The organism is Luteimonas sp. TWI596, assembly GCF_039674105.1.
GTDB lineage: Bacteria > Pseudomonadota > Gammaproteobacteria > Xanthomonadales > Xanthomonadaceae > Luteimonas.
Map to the genome: position 1 here is coordinate 109,971 of NZ_JBDJMU010000009.1, position 17,199 is coordinate 127,169.

Consider the following 17,199-nt stretch of genomic DNA (forward strand, 5'->3'; position numbering starts at 1 on the left):
CCTGGCCGGGACGCAATGGCCGGCCGTCAGCCGCCGTCGGCGACGTCCATCCAGACCAGGCGGTGGTCGGTCCCGTCGACGATCTCGGCATGCGGGGTGTCGCTGGGCGGCCAGAACACGCCGCTGGCGAGCGGGACGTGGCCCACCGACGGCAGCACGTAGTCGAGCCGCAGGTTGCCCACCCGCGGGCCGAAGCTGCCGGTGTCGTGCGCGGCCGCGCCGCGGTGTTCGAGATTGGCGCCGCCATCGCGCGCGGCCGCCTCGACCGCGCCTTCGCTGCGCGGCGTGGCCATCCGCAACACGCGCGGGTGTTCGAGGAGACCGACGATCGCCTCGTGCGCACCGGCACCGTCGACCGGGTCGTTGTTGAGATCGCCCAGGATCACGAACCGGGCACCGGCGGCCAGGCCACCGCAGCGCCCCGCATCGTCGCACAGCCAGTCGTGCGCGCCCGGCGACAGATAGTCCTGCCAGAAGCGGATCTCGTCGTGGTTGCGCGCAACGTTGCGCTTCTCCGGCCCGTCGAACGCCGGTGGCGTGGGATGGGAGGCGAGCACGTGCAGCACGCCGGTGGGCGTGCGCACCGGCACGTCCCAGTGCGATTTGGACGACAGTCGCAGCTGCGCCCACACCGAGTCGGGATGGAACGGCGCGCCGGTCGCCGGGTCGCGCGGGCGCTGCGCATCGGGCATCGCGCTCCACTTGAGCAACTGGAACGTGCGCGCGGCCTCCGCGTCGATGGGATAGCGCGAGAGCAGCAGCATGCCGTACTGGCCCGGATGCAGGCCGTAGCCCCAGGCGTCGTTGCCGCGGTCGCGGCCCTCGCCGCCAACGGTGCCATTGCCGTCGAGGTCCAGACCGCTCTGCACGCCGGTGTTGACCGCAGCCAGATAGCGGTAGGGATAGTGCAGCGGTGCGCCGCCGCCCGGTTGTGCGCGCTCGAGCCAGCGGGATTGGAACAGCGTCGCCGCGCTGCCGTCGGCGACGTAGTCGAACTCGTTGAGCAGCACGATGTCGGGACGCACCTGCTGCAGGACCGCGGCGACCTTCTGCGCACCCGCGTCGTCGCCCTGCAGGCGCGCAAGCAGGCCGCCGGGCTCGTCGCTGTTGAGCGAGGTGTTGTAGGTGGCGATGCGCAGCGCGCCGGCGGCCGGCGCGGGCGGCGAGGCCGTGGTCGGGCGGTCGCCGTGCACATGCACCCGGACGCAGGCGGCCAGTCCCAGCGCGACGACGACGAGCAGCAGCCAGAGCATGCCGCGCCTCATCGTGCCCACGCCGTCATCGCGCGCCACTGGCGTCCATCGAAGCCTTCGAGCGGCTGGAAATTGCGTTTGTAGTCCATCTTGCGGTGTCCTTCGATCCAGTAACCGAGATACAGGTATCGCCTGCGGTCGCGCTGCGCCCAGGCGATCTGGCGCAGGATCGCCAGTGTGCCGAGGCCGCGTGACACGAAGTCGGGGTCGTAGAAAGTGTAGACGGCCGACAGCGCATCCTCGATGAGATCGGTCACAGCAACCCCCACCAGCTGTCCGTGCAGGCGCAGTTCCAGCAGGCGGCCCTCGTTCCAGCTGCCGATCAGGAACTGGTCGAACTCGTGCGCACCATGGTCGTCCATGCCGCCGGCCGGATGTCGCGAGACGAGATAGCGCCGGTACAGCGCCAGGCGCTCGTCGTTGCGTTCGGCCGGCACCACGCGCGATTCGATGTCGGCATTGCGGGCCAGGGTCCGGCGCTGGCTGCGGTTGGGCACGAAGGCGGCGACCGGGACGCGCACCGCGACGCAGGCCCGGCACGCCGCGCAGTGCGGCCGGTAGAGCAGGTCGCCGGACCGGCGGAAGCCCCAGCGCAGGGCCTGCGGATAGGCCAGCGCGAGGCGGGGATCGTCGGGATCGAGCACCAGATCGCGGGCCACGCGCTCGGGCCAGTAGCCGCAGGCGTGGGCGCCGCTGTGGAACAGGCGCAGCTCGTCCGCGACCGCGGCATCCGGGGGGCTGGGGCGGGGCGATTGCGGCATGCCGGCAGGATAGCGCCGGTCGTCGCAACCGATGCGACTGCGCCCGCCGTCTGCCGGCTGAACCGTCCCGGGGCGGCGTCAACGCAAGGTCCGGCCGACGCGTTGATCGATGCACAGGGCGGCGCGGTGCCGTCCGCAACGGGAACCCCACATGCACAAGACCCTGCTATCGGCGGCGTTGCTCGCCACGCTGACCCTCGCTGCCGGCACCGCGTCGGCCCGTTCGCCGGCCGTGGCCGAGGGCGCCACGCCCACCGGCCCCGAGGCGGCAGCGCATCGCGGCCATGGCCGCCCTGGACCGCCCCGCGATCCGGTCGACGCGTTGGCGCGCCTGGACATCGATGGCGATGGCCGTATCAGCCGGGCCGAGGCCGAGGCGGGGCAGCAGGCCTGGCAGGCCCGACGCGACGCCCGATTGGCCGCGCATGCAGCGCGCGAGGGTGATGCGGCGCTGTCGGCCGACCGCGCCGCACGCAAGCCGCATGGCGGACCGCATGCGCGTGGCGGACGTGGCTTCGATCTGGTCGCCGACTTCGCGTCGATCGACCGTGATGGCGACGGCTATCTGACCCGGAGCGAACTGCGGCGCTGGCACGAGGGCAAGCAGGCCGAGCGTCGCGCCGCAGGCGAGCGTCGCTTCGATGCGATGTTCCGCGCCGCCGATCTCAATGGCGACGGCCGTCTGAGCCGGGTCGAGGTCGACGAGGCGATGCCGCGGCTGGCGCCGCGCTTCGCCTGGTTCGACGAGAACCGCGACGGTACGCTGAGCCGCGAGGAACTGCGGGCCGCCCGACCGCAGCGCTGAGTCGAAGGATTGGGCCGGAGACGTCGCATCACGTGACGTCTCCGGGTGCGGCCATGTGCACGGCACACAGGCGCATGCGCATCGGCATGCGCGGTCGGACCGATACGCCATCGAATGCGGCCGCTACGATCAATGCCCGCGCAGGCCGACGATCACCAGCATGCCGATCACCAGCAGGCTGCTGAGCAGCATGCTGCTGCGGCCGAAAGTCAGGTGATAGATCCGCGCGCGACGACGCGCCCCGACCGGATCGCGGGCGGCATCGCGGGCGAGCAAGGGATTCATCAGCCGCGGCAGGTGGGTCAGGGCCGGTAACGTCATCGCGACCAGCAAGGTCACGGTCGCGATGCAGAACGCGGTGTAGCTGTTGCCCGAGACCGCATACGCCAGGCCCACGAAGGCACCGCCGATCACCGAGGCCAGCATCCAGCGATCGTAGAAGCGCAGCAGCGTGCGCCGCTCATCGTCGGTGTCGGCGTATTGCAGCAGCAGCTTGCGGCACAGCCACCAGGTCAGCGCGCCGAACACCAAACCGGCACTGGCGGCACCGGCCGAGCCGAACAGCGCCTTGCCGGCGACGCCACTGCCGATCGTGCCGCCGGCCACACCGGCCGCCATCGCTGGCTTGGCGAAGGTGCCCAGTCCGGCGACGACGAGCACCGTGAACGCGGCGCCGGGGGCGGAGCCTTCGGCGAAATCGCGGAAGCGCGCGATCAACTCCTCGCGCAGACTGCGCCGCGCGCGCGACAGGCGCTTGCGCACGGCCGCATCCGACAGACCGAGCAGGGCGGCGACCTGGCGGGAATTGCCGCCCTCGCGGTAGTACAGCAACAACACTTCGCGGCTGTCGTCGGGCAGTTCGGAGATCAGGTCGGCGGCCACGCGCCCGCTCTCGTCGTCGATGATCTGCTGCATCGGACAGCCATCGGGATCGGCGGCCTGCGCGATCGCGAGCTCCGCAGCCTCGCCGGCGACCAGCCGGTCGCGGCGCGCGCGCAGGTGATCGCGCGCGAGATTGCGGGTGATCTGGCGCAGCCACGGCAGGAAGCTGGTGGGGTTCTGCAGCCGCCCGAGCTGCTGCCAGGCCTTGAAGTAGGCTTCCTGGGCGATGTCCTGGCTGGCCTGCACGTCGCGGGTGATCGCCAGGGCGATCGCGGTCGTCGCGTTCTGGCTCAGCCGCACGATGCGACCGTACGCGGCCTGGTCGCCGTCGCGCGCGGCGGGCAGCTCCAGGTGGATCCGGTCTTCGAGGCTCGGGTCGACGGCAATCGCGGACATCGGTCGCTTCCAGCGGAGGATCTGACCAGGACGCAGCCCGGTGGCCGGATGTGACCGACCCGCCGATCATGCCCCATCCCGGCGCCCGCGCGCAGCGACCGGCGACGAGTCCCGGCTACTTGGCCGGCGCGAAGTGCCAGTCGCGGCCTTGCCGCTGGACGTCGAAGGTGTGCGTGATCACGCCCTGGGCGGCGTCGGTGCCCCCGCTCGACAACTCCACTGTGCCCCGGCCCGAGCCGTCGGTGCGGTAGTTGCGCACTTCCAGCCACGCGGCCTGGCCGTCGCCGCCCGTGCATGCCGAGGCTGGCAGCACCTGCGCATAGCCGGCCTCGAGCTCGGCCAGCAGCGGGGCGGTCGGGGTATCGCCGTCGACGGCCACGCAGACCGGGCCCGATTGCGCGCGCAGCGCATCGGTGAGCACCGTCGCGGCCAACGCCTGCGGCACCGGGATGCGGAACACGCCGGCCTCGACCGTCTGCGGCAGCATGTCCAGCGCCGGGCCCTGCTCGGCGACCGGCGTGGCGGCGGGTGCCGGCGCCGGTGCCTCGGGTGACGGCCGCGACCACCAGGACAGCCCGATCACCACGACTGCGCCGCCCAGCAATGCGTAGCGGATCTTCGCCGCCCGGCTCAGGCCCCGGCGGGGCGGCGGTGCGTTGTCGGCCGCGAACGTCAGTTCGCCCTGCGTCAGGTAGCTGCGCGTCGAGGGCTGGGTCTGCAGCAGGCCGGTGTCGCGCAGCAGCGCGCGGGCGCGCGGCTGGTCCTCCGAGCGCGTCACCCAGACCGCGGGACGGGGGCCGGCGGCCTGGTCGCGATAGCTGAAGGTGCCGCGCCGGTTGCCCTTGTAGGAGCGGCCGTTGCTGATCTGCACCTCGATGCCTTCGGCGCGCAGCATCTCGGCGACGCGCTCGACGTTTTCCAGGCGCGCGCTGGAGAAGACCTGGCGCATGTCAGTCGGCCGCCGGGGCCGGCGGTGCGTCGGGGCGCACGCGGATCATGCCTTCCTGCGCGCTGCTGGCGACCAGGCGCCCTGTGCGGTCGAAGATCTGGCCGCGGGCCAGCCCTCGCGCATCCTGTGCGCTCGGGCTGTCGAGCGAATACAGCAGCCACTCGTCAACCCGGAACGGACGATGGAACCACAGCGCGTGGTCGAGCGAGGCCATCTGTACGTTCGGCTGGTAATAGCTGATGCCGTGCGGAAAGGTGGCAGTGCCCAGCAGGTGGAAGTCGGAGGCGTAGGCCAGCAGCGCACGGTGCAGCGAGGGCGCATCGCCGACGCGCTCCGACAGCCGGAACCACACCTGCTGGAACGGCGGGCGCTTGGGCGGCTGCAATTCGTCGCGCGGATACACGTGGCGGAACTCGAACGGGCCGCTGCGGTCGAGCCAGCGCTGGACCTTGACCGGCAGTCGGGCCAGCACTTCGGCCGGCAGCGGGTCCTGCGGGGCGATGTCCTCGGGCGCGGGCACTTCGGGCATCGTCAACTGGTGCGTGGCGCCGGCTTCGGCCTCCTGGAACGAGGCCGCGCAGAAGAAGATCACCTTGCCGTGCTGGATCGCGGTGACGCGGCGCACCGAGAAGCTGCCACCGTCGCGGGTGCGGTCGACGTCGTAGACGATCGGCGCGTCGACATCGCCGGCGCGCAGGAAATAGGCATGCAGCGAATGCGCCGGGCGCGGCGCGGTCATCGTCGCCTGCGCGGCCGACAGCGCCTGGCCGAGCACCTGGCCGCCGAACACGTACTTGGTGCCGATGTCGCGGCTCTGGCCGCGGAACAGATTGTCCTCGAGGCGCTCGAGCGAAAGCAGGTCGATCAGTTCCGAAACGGGCGGGGTCATCGCGGCAGGGTCGTGGCGGGCGGCACCGGGCGGACGATTATAGGGGGCGTACGATGCCCGCCCCCGATCGCGTCGTTCAGGCGACGGCGCGCCGCAACGGCACCTGCGCCAGCACCTTGTCCCAGGGGAAGTGCGGGCCGGGGTCGCGCTTGCGCGGTACACGGCGCTGCGGATCGTCGCTGGCCGGCACCTGCTCGACATCGAGGTCTTCGTGGCCGGCGATCTCGCGCAGCGACGGCAACGTGTCGCACAGCTGCCGCAGCAACGCCACCAGGGCCTCGATCTGCGCGTCGGTGTAGGGCTCGTCCATCGCCTGATGGCGCGAGTCGAGCCAGTGCGGGAAGCGCCCGCGGTTGACCAGCTCGATGCCCACCGATTCGGCGTTGCGGCCGCGCACATGGTGGGCGACGTGCTCGGCGGGCACGTACTCGACGATCGTGCCGTCGCGGTCGATGTACCAATGTCCGCTGTTGCCGGTGCCGGCCGCGTAGAGCACGCGCTCGCCGTAATTGCGGGCGGTCGCCAGGTCCGGCAACTCGGTGCAGTGGATCACCACCAGCGCGATGTCGGTGCGCGCACGTCGCGGCAGCCGGTCCACGTAGGGCAGCGGCTGCTGCACGATGGTCGAGAAGGGCGCGGCGGTGGACATGGCGCGGATGGTAGCCCGGATCGCACGGCGCGAACGCGCTGTTGGACTTGGCGCGTGCGCGTGTCCGAAAGGCGTTCCGGGCTACCATTGCCGCGATGAGACTTCCGCCCGCCGATTCCCCGCTCCACGCCTTGATGACGCAGTTTCCCCGCGCCGGCCGGCTCGACTGGATCGGCCTGCGTCCGGCACGCGATGTGCCGATGACGGTCGTCGAGACCGCGCAGGCACATGCGGGCGCAGGCCTGGCCGGCGACCGCTACGCCGGTGGCAGCGGCAAGCGCGGCGCCACCCTGATCCAGGCCGAGCACCTGCCGGCGATCGCTGCATTCAGCGGCCGGGACGCCGTCGCGCCGATGACCTTGCGCCGCAATCTGGTGGTCTCGGGCATCCCGCTGATCGCGTTCAAGGGCCGGCGCTTTCGGATCGGCGAGGTCGTGTTCGAAGGCACCGATCCCTGCGATCCGTGCTCGCGCATGGAGACCGCGCTGGGGGCGGGCGGTTACAACGCGATGCGCGGCATGGGCGGCCTGTGCGCGCGGATCGTGCAGGGCGGCACGCTGCGCGTCGGCGACGCCGTGCACTGGGAGGCCGCCGCATGAGCGCGCGGCGCATGCCGATGCGAGGCCACTGCATCCTTTCGCACGGCTTCGAGAGCGGGCCGGACGCGACCAAGGTGACCGCGCTGGCACAGGCGGCCGAGGCGCTGGGCTGGACCCACGAGCGGCCCGACTACACCGATCTGGACGTGCGGCGCGAGGTGAGCCCGCTGGGCGATGTCGCCGCGCGCATCGAGCGGCTGATGCAGGCCGCGACCGCCGCGGCCGCGCGCGGCCCGCTGGTGCTGGCCGGCTCCAGCCTGGGCGCCTGGATCGCCGGGCACGTCTCGCAACGGGTGCCGGTCGCGGCGCTGTTCCTGATGGCGCCGCCGGTCCGGCTCGACGCCGCGCATCCGTTGCAGGCCGCCGAGGTGCCGCTGTCGGTGATCCATGGCTGGCACGACGAGCTGATCCCGGCCGCCGATGTCGTCGACTGGACCCGCGCGCGCCGGGGTCGGCTGCTGCTGGTCGACGACGACCACCGCCTGGGCGCGCACGTCGCGGCCTCGGCGCAGGCCTTTGCCGAGTTGCTGGTGCGGCTCTAGGGCGGCGCGCGCAGGGCTTGCGCCGAACACCAGACTGCGGGGTGGCGAGGCGCGGCGATCAGCCGTCCGTCGATCGGGTCACCGTCTCCCAGGCGGCCAAGTCGGCTTCGAGAGTGGCGAGCTTGCCGCGCACCAGGTCGAGTGCATCGCTGCCCAGCAGCAGGTGCGTCGGCGGACGCGGCGCGTCGAGCATGGCCAGGATGGCGCGCGCAGCCTTGGCCGGGTCGCCCGGCTGGTGGCCGCTCCTGGACCGGCGCGCTTCGCGGATCGGGTCGAACAGCGCGTCGTAGTCGGCGATGCTGCGCGGCGTGCGCACCATCGAACGGCCCGCCCAATCGGTGCGAAACGACCCGGGCGCAACCGCGGTGACGTGGATGCCCAGCGGCGCAACCTCCTGGCCCAGTGCCTCGGAAATACCTTCCAGCGCGAACTTGCTGCCGCAGTAGTAGGCGATGCCAGGCATCGTGATGAAACCGCCCATTGAAGTGATGTTGACGATGTGCCCGCGCCGCCGCCGGCGCATCCCGGGCAGCACCGCCTTGATCATGGCGACCGTGCCGAACACGTTGACGTCGAACTGCCGGCGTAGCGCGTCCAGTGGGGATTCCTCCAGCACGCCCTCGTGGCCGTAGCCCGCGTTGTTGACCAGCACGTCCAGCGGCCCGATGTCGGCCTCGATCGCGTCGACGACGCCGGCAATGGCATCGCAGTCGGTCACATCCAGCACCCGGCCCACCGCGCCGGCGCCCAATACCTCGAACGTCTGCCGCGCCTGTGAACTGCGGACCGTGCCGACGACGCGATGGCCGGCGGCCAGCGCCGCTTGGGCGAGCGCACGGCCGAAGCCGCTGCTGACGCCGGTGATGAGCACGGTTTTTGGCTGCGCCATTGCACGCTCCGGAGTTCAATGAAGGCCTGTAGGATGCTATTAACACCCTGCGGGCACGACGCCGAAACGTCTGCTTTGCTTGCCTATTTCTATGAATGCTGCACTCGATTCTGTCGCGCTGCTGCGCGCCCTGGCGCCGCGGGAGGGCTACACCCTGACGGCCCTGCCGGGCGTGCGGGTGCTGCGGTCGGACCGGCCGCTGACGCTCACGCCGGTGCTCTACGACCCCGGCATCGTCTTCGTGTGCCAGGGTGCCAAGCGGGGGTACTTCGGCGACGAGGTGTTCGTCTACGACGAGCAGCATTACCTCGCCGTCTCGGTGCCGGTGCCCTTCACCATGCAGTCCGAGGGCAGCGCGGAGCGGCCATTGCTGGCGCTGTACCTGCATCTGGACGTGCCGCTCGCCGCGGGCCTGATGCTCGAGATCGAACACGCCGGCGGCGTGCCGCCTGCGCAGGCGCCCAGAAGCCTGGTGTCCAGCCCGATGGATGACACGCTGCACCAGACCCTGCAGCGTCTGCTGCGGGTGCTGAGCCGGCCGCTGGACGCGGCGATTCTCGGCCGCGCGCTCGTACGCGAGCTGTACTTCCGTGTGCTGACCGGACCACAAGGGCAGACGCTGCGCGCGGCGCTGGCCCAGCAGGGCCAGTTCGGCCGGATCGGCCGGGCGCTGCAGCGGATCCACCGCGATCACGCCCGGCGGCTCGACGTCGCACAGCTGGCGCAGGCGGCCGGCATGAGCGCACCGTCGTTCCATGCCCATTTCAAGGCCGTGACCCAGGTCGCGCCGATGCAGTATCTGAAGTCGATCCGCCTGCACCAGGCGCGCGTGCTGATGGCGCGCGACGGGATGACCGCCACGGCCGCCTGTCATGCGGTGGGGTACGAGAGTGCGTCGCAGTTCAATCGCGAGTTCAAACGGCTGTTCGGCCGGCCGCCACGGGCGGAGGTCGCGCGCATGCGCGCCGATTTCGCCGTGCCCCCGGCTGCGCCCGGCGGTGGCTTCGTCGCCTCGCATTGAGCGGCGCCACGCGCGCGACCCCCGTCAGCGGTCAGCGCGTGACGATCGGGCCGCACGCGCGTCATCGGCCGGGGCGCCGGGTTGCGCGAGATGGTCGGCTGCGTGACCGCGCTGCGGTCTCCAGGTGCGCGCCGCGGTCGTCTTCGCGATGGCTGGCGGCCTGCGCGTCGTATCGCCCTGCAGCCGGGGCGAGCAGGGCCCTGTGGTATTTTGCGCGCCATCGTCGTGCCGTCCGTTGCACGCCATTCCCGATCCGTGGTCATCGCTGCGGCCGCCGAGGATCCGGCGCGGCTGCTGGCGATGCGCACGCGTGCGGCGTGCGCCGCATCCTCCTTTTCCCTTTCGTTGTGGACCGCCTGTCCGTGAAATTCTTCGTCTCCTGCGCCAAGGGCCTGGAATACCTGCTCGTCGATGAGGTGCTCGCGCTGGGCGCGGTCCAGGCCACCGCCACCGTCGCCGGGGTCAACGCCGAAGGCACGCTGCAGGACGCGCAGCGCGCGGTGCTGTGGTCGCGGCTCGCCAGCCGGGTGTTGTGGCCGATCGCCGATTACGCCTGCGAGCACGAGGACGCGCTGTACGCCGGCGCGCGCGCGGTCGACTGGGCGGCCCATCTCGACCCGTCGATGACGCTGGCGATCGATGCCCATGTCTCGGGCAGCGCGATCACCCATGCGCGCTACGCCGCGCAGCGGGTCAAGGATGCGATCGTGGACACCCTGCGCGAGGCCACTGGTGCGCGCCCGGATGTCGATGTCGAGGCGCCGGACCTGCGCCTGAGCCTGGTGGTGCGCAAGGGGCGCGCGCTGCTCTCGGTGGACCTGGGCGGTGGGCCGTTGCACCGCCGCGGCTGGCGCCGCGCCCAAGGCGAGGCGCCGCTGAAGGAAAACCTCGCCGCCGCGGTGCTGATGCGCGGCGGCTGGCCGGCGCTGTATGCCGCGGGCGGCGCACTGCTCGACCCGATGTGCGGCAGCGGCACGCTGTTGATCGAAGGCGCGCTGATGGCCGCCGATGTCGCGCCGGGCCTGGCACGGGATGGCGGCGCGGCGACCGCAGGCCGCGCCCCGAGCCGCTGGCACGGCTTCGACGCCGGGCATTGGCGGACCCTGTGCGACGAGGCCTTGGCACGCGAGCGCAGCGGCCGCGAGCGCCTGCGCAAGGCGTTTTTCGGCCGCGACCTCGACCCGCACGCGATCCATGCCGCCCGCGAGAACGCTACCGCGGCCGGGCTGCGCGATGCGATCGATTGGCAGGTCGGCGACGTTGTCGCCCTGCAGGCGCCGCCGGCGTCCGCGCCGTCCGACGATGTCGCAGCAGATGCCGCCGCGCCGCGCGGCCTGGTCGTCTGCAATCCGCCCTACGATGCCCGTTTGGCCGCCGATGCTGCGCTCTACCGCAGTCTCGGCAATGCGCTGGCGCGCGCGGTGCCGGACTGGCGCGCGAGCCTGCTGTGCGGCGATGCCGAACTCGCGCATGCCACCGGCCTGCGCGCCAAGAAGAAGTATCAGGTCTTCAACGGTGCGCTGGAGTGCAGCCTGATCGTCTGCGATCCGGTGCGCCCGCCCCAGCGCGAGGTCGACGACGCGCCGCAGGCGCTGAGCGAGGGCGCGACGATGGTCGCCAACCGCCTGCGCAAGAACCTGCGCAGGTTCAAGGCCTGGCGCGAGCGCGAAGCGGTGACCTGTTATCGCGTCTACGACGCCGACCTGCCCGAGTACGCGGCCGCGATCGACGTCTATATCCAGTCCGCATCCGATCCGGCTGCCGACGGCGCGCCGCTGTGGCTGCACGTCCAGGAGTACGCCGCGCCGGCCGAGATTCCCGAAGCCACGACCCGGCGCCGCTTCGGCGACGTGCTGAGCGCGGCCCGCGAGGTGTTCCGCATGCCGCGCGAGCGCATCGCGATCAAGACCCGCAGCCGCGGCAAGGGCGGCAGCAAGTACGGCCGCCTCGACGCGCGCCATGCGTTCATGCTGGTCGACGAGGGTCAGGTGCGTCTGCGCGTGAACCTGTTCGACTATCTCGATACCGGGCTGTTCCTCGACCATCGCCCGATGCGCCTGCGCATCGCAGAGGAGGCGGCGGACACGCGCTTTCTCAACCTGTTCGGCTACACCGGGGCCGCGACCGTGCATGCCGCGGCCGGCGGTGCGCGGACGACCACGACCGTCGATCTGTCGGCAACCTACCTGCAGTGGTGCGCGGACAATCTCGCCGCCAACGGCATGGGCGGCGCGCGGCACCGGCTGGTGCAGGCCGACGCGCTGCAGTGGCTGGAGGCCGAGACCGCGCAGTACGACCTGATCTTCTGCGACCCGCCGACGTTCTCCAACTCGGCGCGGGCCAAGGATTTCGACATCCAGCGCGAGCACGTCCGGCTGCTGCGCGCGGCCGTTGCGCGGCTGGCGCCGGGCGGCGCGCTGTATTTCTCCAACAACTTCCGCCGGTTCCGGCTCGATACCGAATCCGTGGCCGCGTTCGCGCACTGCGAGGACATTACGCCGGCGACGATCGCGCCCGATTTCGAGCGCAATCCGCGCATCCATCGCGCCTGGCGCTTGATCGCGCGCTGACGCGGCCGGGCGTGCGATCGCGCCCGGTCATGGACCTCGGCGATGCGGCCGGGGATGGAGCTGGCCCGTCATGACGACGATCAGGCGCGCTGCATCAGGTGCCCACGGAAACCTGCGTTCCATCCGCGCCGATGGAATTGGCCTGTCGCACCCGCATCGTGTGCATTCCGACCCTGACCGGAGTTCCCGATGACTGCCTCCCAGACTGCCCGCGTCGTGCGCACCGTGCGCGGCATGCCCGCCAGCGACGGTGCCGGCGTCAAGCTCACCCGCGTCATCGGCACGCCGCAGTTGCCCGATCTCGATCCGTTCCTGATGCTCGACGAGTTCGGCACCGATCGCGCCGAGGATTACCTGGCCGGCTTCCCTGAGCACCCGCACCGCGGCTTCGAGACCGTGACCTACATGCTCGACGGGCGCATGCGCCACCGCGACAACCACGGCAACGAGGGCCTGCTGGTCCCCGGCAGCGTGCAGTGGATGACCGCCGGGCGCGGCGTGGTGCATTCGGAGATGCCCGAGCAGCAGGCCGGACGGATGCGCGGCTTCCAGTTGTGGGTGAACCTGCCCGCGCGCGAGAAGATGACCGCGCCGCGCTACCAGGAGTTCGCGCCCGAGCGGCTGCCGGTGGCTGAGCCTGCGCCCGGCGTGACGGTCAAGCTCATCGCCGGCAGCGTGGACGGCACCGCTGGCCCGATCGCGCAGCCGGCGACCGAGCCGCTGTATCTGGACATCGCGCTGGCGCCGGGCAGCGCCTGGGCGTTCGACCTGCCCGAAGGTCACAACGTCTTCGCCTACGTCTACGAAGGCCAGACGACGGTGGGCGAGGGCGAACAGATGCGCCCGCTCGCCGCGCAGGAGCTGGGCGTGCTCGGCGGCGGCGCGCGGCTGCAACTGCGCGCCGGTGAGGACGGCGCAAAGCTGATCGTCGTGGGCGGTCGTCCGCTGCGCGAGCCGGTGGCCCGCCACGGCCCATTCGTGATGAACACCCGCGAAGAACTGATGCAGGCCTTCGTGGATTTCCAGGAGGGCCGGTTCTAAAGCCGGCCCCAGGCACGCCCTCTCAGTTGCCGAGGCGCACGTCGGCGAATTCCAACTGTTCGACCTGGCGCAGCGTGCGTGCCAGCTGCGCCGGGTCGTCGGCCCGCACGATGATGTGGGCGTAGTCGCCCGAGGCCAGCTCCAGCAGCGTCTCGCGCACGATGGCGCTGGTCAGGTCGTTCTGCGGTGCGTGCCACCACGCCGACAGCCCGTCGATGCGGATCGGTTGGCCGATCCGTTCGCCCCGGCGCGGCTGGAAGGTCGGCGTGCGTCCGATCGCCACTGCGAACGGCTGACGCTGGGTGTCGAACTCGATCGCGCGGCAGAACACGAAATCGTCGCTCTCCTGCACGATCCACTGCACGTTGGCGATGACCGGCAACTGCGGACAGGCGCTGGTGGTCTCGGCCTGCGCGGCGCTGGCGCCGCAACCCAATGCGCCAAGCAACGCCAGCGTTCGGATGCGATGCATCATTGGCTCCCTGTGTGACTTGAACAGACCATAGCGCAGGGCCCGGCGAGCGCGTATGGGAAACGAAGAGAACGCGCTTGGGAAAGCGCCGCGTCCGCGGATCGGGGACCTGCGCGTGTGCCGGCGATCCGCATCGCGGCAGTCGCGCTCTCGCGTTGGCGACGGGCGCGCGCCCACGGCCGGTCAGGCGTCGCACAGGCCGGTGCGCCAGGCGGCGAGCTTGGCGTCGAACCGCAGCGCCGCATGCGCCGGGCTCGTCGAGGGCAGCCGCGCCAAGTCCGGGACGCGCGGCAGTGCCGGCAGCACGTGGCGACGGAACAGGGTCTGCGCGGCGCTGCCGTTGAAGCGGATGCGGTCGATGCCAGGATGGGCCGCCAGCAGGCCGGCAATGTCGTTGGCGACGACGCTGCCGGCCTCGATCCGGGCATCCAGGCTGCCCGGCCGCACGCATTCGCCAGCGACGTCCCACAAAGCGATCCCTGCCTGTTGCAGGCGCGCCAGCCGCTGCGCGTAGGGCAGTTCGGGTCCGGCGTCGAACAGCGCGCCCATGATCGGCCAGAACAGGTTGCGCGGATGCGCGTAGTAGCGACTGGCCTCCAACGAGGCCACGCCCGGCATGCTGCCGAGCACCAGCACGCGTGCGCCGGGGCCGACGACGGGAGCGAAGCTGCGGAGCACGGGATCTGGCATCGGTGTGGAACTGAGGCGGGGCCCGCATGCTGCCATGCCTGCAATGACGCCTGCGCTCCTGGGGTCGACCCGGGCTGGGGTCGGCCCCGGATTGTGCCGGCTGCGCGGGTCGCCGAGGGTGGTGCTATCGCGTTGCGAGCCTGCCGCCATGGTCAATGCCGTCTCATCGCTTTCCAGCCACGCCAACCGCAGTGCCGGCAGCGACTACGCCGTCCGTCCGGGCGACACGCTCTCGGCCATCGCGCAGCAGCACGGTGTCAGCGTCGATGCGCTGCTCGCCGCCAATCCCCAGGTCCGCGATCCGGATCGGATCGCCGGCGGCCAGACACTGTCGATTCCCGAACCGGTCGCCGGGACCGCGGCACCGGCGGCGCATGCCAGCTCCGAGCCGTTGTCGAGCGTGCACCCGAGCATCCGCGCGCAGTTGCCGGCGGCCAACGACGGCGGCGCTGACTGGATGACCATCGCCGAGCGCGAGCTCGGACAGGCCGAGGTCTCGGGGAAGCGCGCGAACCCGCGGATCATGGAATACCACGCCGCGTCCGGCTTCTGGGGCAAGGACGACAGCGGCCGCGACAACGCCTGGTGCGGCTCGTTCGTCGCCTTCGTGATGAAGGCGGCGGGTCATCCGATCGCCAACGAGGCCTACCGCGCACGCGAGTGGGCGAACTGGGGCGACGCGGTGCCGCGCGCCGAGATCCAGCGCGGCGACGTGGTCGTGTTCCCGAACCATGTCGGCTTCGTCGATCAGGTCGAGGGCGACACCGTGCACTTGCTCGGCGGCAATCAGAGCAATGCGGTCAACGTGGCCCCGTACGACCTGGGCAACGCGATCGCGATCCGCCGCCCCAGCGGGGCGCCGGTCGCGCCGCCGTCGACGCCGGACGCGCCGGCTCCCGCGCCCGATCCATCGCCGGCTCCGCGCGGTGGGCAGGTCACGGTGGTCGCCGGCGACACCCTGTCGGGCATCGCGCATCGTCATGGCATCGGGCTCGATGCGCTGCTGGCGGCCAATCCACGCTTGTCCGCGGCGCCCGACCGGATCCATCCTGGCGACACCGTCGCGCTGCCGGCAGGGGCGAGCACCACGGTGACCGTGCGCGACGGCGATACCCTGTCGGGGATCGCCGGCCGGCATGGCGTCGGCCTGCCGGCGCTGCTGCAGGCCAATCCGCACCTGGCGGCGAACCCGGACCTCATCCATCCCGGGCAGTTCGTCCGGGTGCCCAGCGGAGGGGCGTCCACGCCGTCCACGTCCACCGCGTCCGGCCCGGATGCCGCGGCGGCGACGGGCGAGGGCGGCGCACGCGCCCGCGCGCAGGGGCGCGATACCGTCATCACGCACGCCGACGGTTCGGTCGAGACCCGCAGCGGCGGCACGCTGGCCTGGCGCAACCACAATCCAGGCAACATCCGCGCCGGCGATTTCGCCAATGCCCATGGCGCCCTGGGCACAGGGCCGCGCGGATTTGCGGTTTTCCCCGATCGTGCCACCGGCGAACGCGCCATCGGCGCGCTGCTGCAGGGGGCGAGCTATCGCGATCTGAGCATCAACAACGCGATCCATCGCTACGCACCGCCGGTGGAGAACGACACCAACGCCTACCAGCGCACCATCGAACGCCTGACCGGGCTCGACAGCGGCCGCAGCATCGCCAGCCTGTCGGCCGCCGAACTGGCGCGCGTGGTCGGCGCGATCCAGGTGGTCGAGGGCTGGCAGGAAGGCCACGTGACCCGCACGCCATGACGGCGCGGCACGCGTTGCCGGCCGCAGTCCGGCCGGTGCGTGCGGCGCACAGCTGTGGGGATCTGGCGCGCCGGCGCGCCGGCCTCTAGGCTGGGCCATCGTCCGGTTCGGACCCTGCCGCATGGCCGTTCGCAACTGCAGATCCGCCTGGATGCTGGCCCTGGCCGGGCTCGTGGCCTGCGGGCCGCAACCGGCAGCGCCGGCCCAGGCGCCGCCTGTGCCGCCAGGAGCCGAGGCCGCAGCGGCTGTCGCGTCAGCACCAGCGCCCGCAGCGCCTGTGCGCTATCGCCTCGAGCCCGAAGTGTCTGTCGTCACCGGCCGGGTGGCGATGCGCGAGGAGCGGGGCCCGCCGGACTTCGGTGAATCGCCAGACGATCCGGTGGTGCGGGTGCCGGTGCTGCAGTTGGACGCGCCGATCGAGGTCGAGGACGGCGCCACGATGCGGCGGGTGGACGCGTTGCAACTCGCCGGCAGCGGCGCTGCCGGACTCCGGCCCGGCTGCCGACGTGTGCGCGGCACGTTGTTCCCTGCCGAGACCGGGCACCACTACACCGAGGTGCTGATCCAGGTGGCCGACAGCGCCCCCTCGGACGCCTGCCTGTCCGCCGGTGAAGACACCGCGGCTTGCCTGGAGGGCCCGTTCGACGCCGCGTGGCCGGCATTCCGAGACGCGCTGGCCCGGCGCGACTGTGCCGCCCTGGTCAATCACGCCCGGCTCCCGCTGCGCGCGCCGGGCCTGTTGGACGACGATCCGGTGCAGACCCTCGACCGCGCCGCGCTGCTGGCGGCGTGCCCGGCCTGGCTCGACGACGATGCCGGCCTGGCGCGAGCCTCGCGTCCGCTCGCCGATTATGCGGCCTCGTCTGAGGGTGCGATGCCGAACTGGCGGATCGCGCCTGGCGTCGACGACCAAGCGCGCGTCGGTGCGCTGATCTTCGCCCGGGAGGCGGGCTGCTGGCGCTGGGTGGAGTACTACCGGCCGTAGCCACGCAGCCGATGCCAGATGGCGGAGCGTGAGGCCGGCGCCGACGTCTCGCACGGGCT

At 71.7% G+C, this 17,199-nt stretch carries 16 protein-coding genes and 1 pseudogene; 8 read left to right on the forward strand and 9 right to left on the reverse strand.

The annotated features are described in order from the left end of the window. Positions 1-26: 26 nt before the first annotated feature. Both ABE487_RS09000 and ABE487_RS09005 read right to left on the reverse strand, forming a co-directional pair. Positions 27-1,253, reverse strand: coding sequence for an endonuclease/exonuclease/phosphatase family protein (locus ABE487_RS09000; RefSeq protein WP_346452077.1), 1,227 nt, complete (start codon positions 1,251-1,253; stop codon positions 27-29). Positions 1,254-1,261: 8 nt separating this feature from the next. Further along, positions 1,262-2,121: pseudogene (locus ABE487_RS09005) on the reverse strand (arginyltransferase). Positions 2,122-2,165: 44 nt separating this feature from the next. Between ABE487_RS09005 and ABE487_RS09010 the strand changes: the two are divergent. Beyond that, on the forward strand, positions 2,166-2,819 hold the full coding sequence (locus tag ABE487_RS09010; RefSeq protein WP_346452076.1) for an EF-hand domain-containing protein: 654 nt from the start codon (positions 2,166-2,168) through the stop codon (positions 2,817-2,819). A gap of 129 nt (positions 2,820-2,948) precedes the next feature. On the opposite strand, the gene ABE487_RS09015 is transcribed toward ABE487_RS09010, so the two are convergent. The 4 genes from ABE487_RS09015 to ABE487_RS09030 all read right to left on the reverse strand — a co-directional run bounded on the left by ABE487_RS09015 (position 2,949) and on the right by ABE487_RS09030 (position 6,584). After that, on the reverse strand, positions 2,949-4,097 hold the full coding sequence (locus ABE487_RS09015; protein WP_346452075.1) for a sigma-70 family RNA polymerase sigma factor: 1,149 nt from the start codon (positions 4,095-4,097) through the stop codon (positions 2,949-2,951). Between the two features lie 115 nt (positions 4,098-4,212). Next, on the reverse strand, positions 4,213-5,046 hold the full coding sequence (locus tag ABE487_RS09020) for a hypothetical protein (protein ID WP_346447534.1): 834 nt from the start codon (positions 5,044-5,046) through the stop codon (positions 4,213-4,215). Between the two features lies 1 nt (position 5,047). Further along, positions 5,048-5,935, reverse strand: a complete 888-nt coding sequence (gene tesB, locus ABE487_RS09025) for an acyl-CoA thioesterase II (RefSeq protein ID WP_346442336.1) — start codon at positions 5,933-5,935, stop codon at positions 5,048-5,050. A 76-nt stretch (positions 5,936-6,011) separates the two neighbouring features. Further along, the gene (locus tag ABE487_RS09030) at positions 6,012-6,584 is read right to left on the reverse strand and encodes an N-acetylmuramoyl-L-alanine amidase (protein WP_346447533.1); all 573 of its coding nucleotides are present in this window, start codon (positions 6,582-6,584) and stop codon (positions 6,012-6,014) included. A gap of 95 nt (positions 6,585-6,679) precedes the next feature. Here ABE487_RS09030 and ABE487_RS09035 point away from each other — a divergent pair, with 95 nt between their 5' ends. Beyond that, complete coding sequence (locus ABE487_RS09035) at positions 6,680-7,183, forward strand: MOSC domain-containing protein (protein ID WP_346442338.1); 504 nt, start codon at positions 6,680-6,682, stop codon at positions 7,181-7,183. Positions 7,184-7,200: 17 nt separating this feature from the next. After that, entirely contained in the window at positions 7,201-7,725 is a 525-nt protein-coding gene (locus ABE487_RS09040; RefSeq protein WP_346452096.1) for a YqiA/YcfP family alpha/beta fold hydrolase, read from the forward strand. 58 nt (positions 7,726-7,783) lie between these two features. On the opposite strand, the gene ABE487_RS09045 is transcribed toward ABE487_RS09040, so the two are convergent. Beyond that, complete coding sequence (locus ABE487_RS09045; RefSeq protein WP_346452074.1) at positions 7,784-8,614, reverse strand: oxidoreductase; 831 nt, start codon at positions 8,612-8,614, stop codon at positions 7,784-7,786. A gap of 91 nt (positions 8,615-8,705) precedes the next feature. On the opposite strand from ABE487_RS09045, the gene ABE487_RS09050 reads away from it, so the two are divergent. The 3 genes from ABE487_RS09050 (at position 8,706) to ABE487_RS09060 (ending at position 13,246) form a co-directional block, all read left to right on the forward strand. Then, positions 8,706-9,635, forward strand: a complete 930-nt coding sequence (locus tag ABE487_RS09050) for an AraC family transcriptional regulator (RefSeq protein ID WP_346452073.1) — start codon at positions 8,706-8,708, stop codon at positions 9,633-9,635. A 362-nt stretch (positions 9,636-9,997) separates the two neighbouring features. Then, entirely contained in the window at positions 9,998-12,205 is a 2,208-nt protein-coding gene (rlmKL, locus tag ABE487_RS09055) for a bifunctional 23S rRNA (guanine(2069)-N(7))-methyltransferase RlmK/23S rRNA (guanine(2445)-N(2))-methyltransferase RlmL (protein WP_346447530.1), read from the forward strand. 189 nt (positions 12,206-12,394) lie between these two features. Then, positions 12,395-13,246, forward strand: coding sequence for a pirin family protein (locus ABE487_RS09060; RefSeq protein ID WP_346452072.1), 852 nt, complete (start codon positions 12,395-12,397; stop codon positions 13,244-13,246). Between the two features lie 22 nt (positions 13,247-13,268). Here the strand turns inward: ABE487_RS09060 and ABE487_RS09065 are convergent, their stop codons facing one another. Both ABE487_RS09065 and ABE487_RS09070 read right to left on the reverse strand, forming a co-directional pair. Beyond that, on the reverse strand, positions 13,269-13,718 hold the full coding sequence (locus tag ABE487_RS09065) for a hypothetical protein (protein ID WP_346442341.1): 450 nt from the start codon (positions 13,716-13,718) through the stop codon (positions 13,269-13,271). A gap of 183 nt (positions 13,719-13,901) precedes the next feature. Continuing rightward, positions 13,902-14,408 (reverse strand): DNA-deoxyinosine glycosylase, encoded by a 507-nt coding sequence (locus ABE487_RS09070; protein ID WP_346452071.1) that lies wholly within the window; start codon positions 14,406-14,408, stop codon positions 13,902-13,904. 148 nt (positions 14,409-14,556) lie between these two features. Here ABE487_RS09070 and ABE487_RS09075 point away from each other — a divergent pair, with 148 nt between their 5' ends. Together ABE487_RS09075 and ABE487_RS09080 are read left to right on the forward strand one after the other, a co-directional pair. Next, complete coding sequence (locus ABE487_RS09075) at positions 14,557-16,155, forward strand: TIGR02594 family protein (RefSeq protein WP_346452070.1); 1,599 nt, start codon at positions 14,557-14,559, stop codon at positions 16,153-16,155. A 301-nt stretch (positions 16,156-16,456) separates the two neighbouring features. After that, a complete protein-coding gene (locus ABE487_RS09080) occupies positions 16,457-17,140 on the forward strand; it encodes a DUF4431 domain-containing protein (protein ID WP_346452069.1) in 684 nt (227 codons plus the stop codon). Positions 17,141-17,199 lie beyond the last annotated feature (59 nt).